The sequence below is a fragment of the Nevskia soli genome, assembly GCF_903970205.1.
Taxonomy (GTDB): Bacteria; Acidobacteriota; Terriglobia; order Bryobacterales; family Bryobacteraceae; genus Bog-113.
In genome coordinates, this window is record NZ_CAJCHS010000303.1 from 1 (window position 1) to 2,968 (window position 2,968).

Annotated in this window: 4 protein-coding genes; 3 read left to right on the plus strand and 1 reads right to left on the minus strand. The window is 60.5% G+C overall.

All coding sequences use genetic code 11. The annotated features are described in order from the left end of the window. Positions 1-74: 74 nt before the first annotated feature. Genes H1Y01_RS13290 through msrA form a run of 3 tightly spaced genes read left to right on the plus strand, consistent with a single transcriptional unit; the run spans position 75 to position 1,985 of the window. On the plus strand, positions 75-1,109 hold the full coding sequence (locus H1Y01_RS13290) for a HEAT repeat domain-containing protein (protein ID WP_180540999.1): 1,035 nt from the start codon (positions 75-77) through the stop codon (positions 1,107-1,109). 46 nt (positions 1,110-1,155) lie between these two features. After that, positions 1,156-1,464 carry a hypothetical protein gene (locus H1Y01_RS13295; RefSeq protein WP_180541000.1) on the plus strand — a complete coding sequence of 103 codons (309 nt, stop codon included), beginning with the start codon at positions 1,156-1,158 and terminating at the stop codon, positions 1,462-1,464. A gap of 44 nt (positions 1,465-1,508) precedes the next feature. After that, on the plus strand, positions 1,509-1,985 hold the full coding sequence (gene msrA, locus H1Y01_RS13300) for a peptide-methionine (S)-S-oxide reductase MsrA (protein WP_219341526.1): 477 nt from the start codon (positions 1,509-1,511) through the stop codon (positions 1,983-1,985). Here msrA and H1Y01_RS13305 read toward each other — a convergent pair. Continuing rightward, on the minus strand, positions 1,982-2,968 hold a 987-nt coding region (locus tag H1Y01_RS13305), incomplete at its 5' end, for a M3 family metallopeptidase (RefSeq protein ID WP_257644454.1). The two genes, msrA and H1Y01_RS13305, sit on opposite strands and share 4 nt — an antisense overlap.

Sequence of the window (2,968 nt, forward strand, 5' to 3'; positions counted from 1 at the left end):
AAGCGCGACATGATCTCGCACTTAGCCTTGATCCACTCCAAAGAATCGACGGACTACATGATGGAGATCCTCAAATGAAAACGCTCATACCGATCTTTATAGCTTCGGCGCTTAGTGCGCAGACGCCGTCGGTTAGTAACGCAAAGTTTGAAACACGCGCAGTTACCGGCGACGCGAAGACTTACCTTCAAGGACTAAGTCGCGAAGCCGGCCCGATGTGGATCGGCTACGCGGTCGAAAGCAACAAGTCCGATAACAACTCGTGCTGTTGGGCCGATGAATCGCGAGGCTGCTATCTGGAAGGCGATCGGGCATATGTTAGCGGCTCACGTCGAGTTAGCGGCGAGCAGACTCCATTAAAGCTGGAAGGCTCGCGCACCGCGTTCATCCTCATGCGAATAGAGCATGGCGCCATAGGCAAAATCCATCCGCTCTCGGAGAACTGTCCCGTCGACGCGGGCGGCCTTCGCTTCGTTTGGCTGACGGGGGTTCCCGCCGACGCAAGCATCGGATTCCTCAGTGGATTGATCTCGTCCGAAGGCAAGCTCGCCGATACCGCAATCCTCGCGATCTCGATGCATGCGGGCGACTTGGCCGACACCACGCTGGAACGGTTCGCGTCGGCGCCCGAGCCGGAGAAAGTCCGCGAGAAGGCCCTGTTCTGGCTGGCCAGCGCGCGCGGCGACCGCGGATTGCGCGCCCTCGAGCGCGCCAGCGAAACGGCGGCCACGGACGAGCTTCGTGAAAAGATGATGTTCGACTTCACGCTCTCCCAGGATCCGCGCGCCGTCGATGATCTGATCCGCTTCGCGCATCGCGACTCCAGCGCGCGCGTGCGATCGCAGGCCTTGTTCTGGCTCGCTCAGAAAGCGGGCGAAAAAGCCATCAAAGAGATCCGCGCTTCCATCGACAACGACCCCGATACCGAGGTCAAGAAGAAAGCCGTTTTTGCCCTACAAAACCTGCCGAATCACGAAGGCGTTCCGATGTTAATCGAAGTGGCGAAGAATAACCGCAACCCCGAAGTACGGAAACAAGCGATCTTCTGGCTGGGGCAATCCGGCGATCCGCGAGCTCTGGCCTATATCGAACAAGTACTGGAACGATAAAACTCCGGCCCCGCAATTGCTCCACTACTCTAGGAGGAATTTTGCAATGAAAAGGTTAATCTTAGCTTCGCTGCTCGCTTGCGGCACCATGGTGGCGCAGGAAGCGTCATCTACGACTCAGTCTACCGAGACCCAAACGACCAAGAGTACTGAAGTCAAGGACGGCGGACGCAAAGTCAATTCGGATTCGAGTACGACCACCACAAACTCTATGGCCGATTCGACGGGCGCGTCTTCGACCACAACGGACAGCCACGCAAAGCATGTAACAGCGAAACACAAACACAATAAGTCGACTGAAACCAAGGCGACCAGCGATTCAACGACGACCACGACGACGCCGCCCCAACAGTAGCTTCGTCAGCCCTTCCCGTGCGCGCGTTGCGCGACACTAGTACCATGAGCCAAACAATGGAGAAAGCAACCTTCGCCGCCGGCTGTTTCTGGGGCGTCGAGGCGACATTCCGCGCCACACCCGGCGTCCTCAGCACCCGCGTCGGCTACACCGGCGGCGAGGTCGAGAAGCCGACTTACAAACAGGTCTGCACGGATCGCACCGGCCACGCTGAAGCCGTGGAGGTAACCTTCGATCCCGCCAAGGTCAGCTACGAAACCCTGCTGAAGATCTTCTGGGAGAATCACGATCCCACGACGCTGAACCGCCAGGGCCCGGATTGGGGCTCGCAATATCGATCGGCGATCTTCTTTCACTCGCCCGAACAGGAAAAGGCCGCGCGAGCTTCCGTCGCCGAGGCCCAGCAATCACACAAGCGCCCGATCGTGACGCAGATCGTTCCCGCCGTCGCGTTCTGGGAAGCGGAAGATTACCACCAGCAGTATCTCGAGAAGCGCGGCATGGCGAGCTGCCACATCTAAACCACTACCGCCTCATTCTCCACCGGGTTCGTCAAGAGCCCGGAGCGGATCAGCAGCGCATCCGGATCGGGATCGCGTCCCATGAAGTCGCGGTACAGCTCGGCCGGGTCGCGGCTATCGCCCTGTGAAAGGATCTTGTCGCGGAACTCGCCGCCCACCGCGGGGCTGAAAATACCTTCTTTGCGGAAGCGCGTGAAGGCGTCCGCTTCCAGCACTTCGGCCCACTTATACGAGTAGTAGCCGGCCCCGTAACCCACCGGGCTGCCGAACAGGTGCGTGAAGCTGCAGATCGAGGCATGGTCCGGAGGTAGCGGCGCCGACGAGAAGCGCTGCAACAGCGCGCGCGAGTAATCGACCACGTCCCCGTCGCGCTCCGGCGAGTATTCGGTGTGGAGCAGCAGATCGGTGATCGCGAATCCGAGCTGGCGCATCTGCGTATTGGCGCTGCGGAAGTTGCGCGCGCGCCGCATCTTGAGGAACAGGTCTTCGGGAATGGCGGATTGGGTTTCCCAGTGCCGCGCGAACAGGTCCAGCGCATCGCGCTCCCAGCACCAGTTCTCCATGATCTGCGAAGGCAGTTCGACGAAGTCCCACGCCACGTTGGTTCCGGCCAGCGACTTGACGCCCACGCGGCTTAGCGTGTGATGGAGCAGGTGCCCGAATTCATGAAAGATCGTTTCCACTTCGCGATGCGTCAACAGCGCGGGCAGCGTGCCTAGCGGAGGCGTCAGATTGCCGCAGATCGCCCCGCTGTTCGGGATCGGTTCCCCGGTGATAAACGCGTCCATCCACGCTCCACCGCGCTTGGTCTCGCGCGGGAACCAATCCGCGTAGAAGGAGCCCAGGCGAACGCCATCGCGGTCGATGACTTCATAGACCTTGACGTCCGGATGCCACACCGGCGGCCCGGTGCGCTGCACCACTCGGATGCCGTAGAGACGCTCGACGATATCGAACATCCCGGCCACCACGCGATCGGCCGG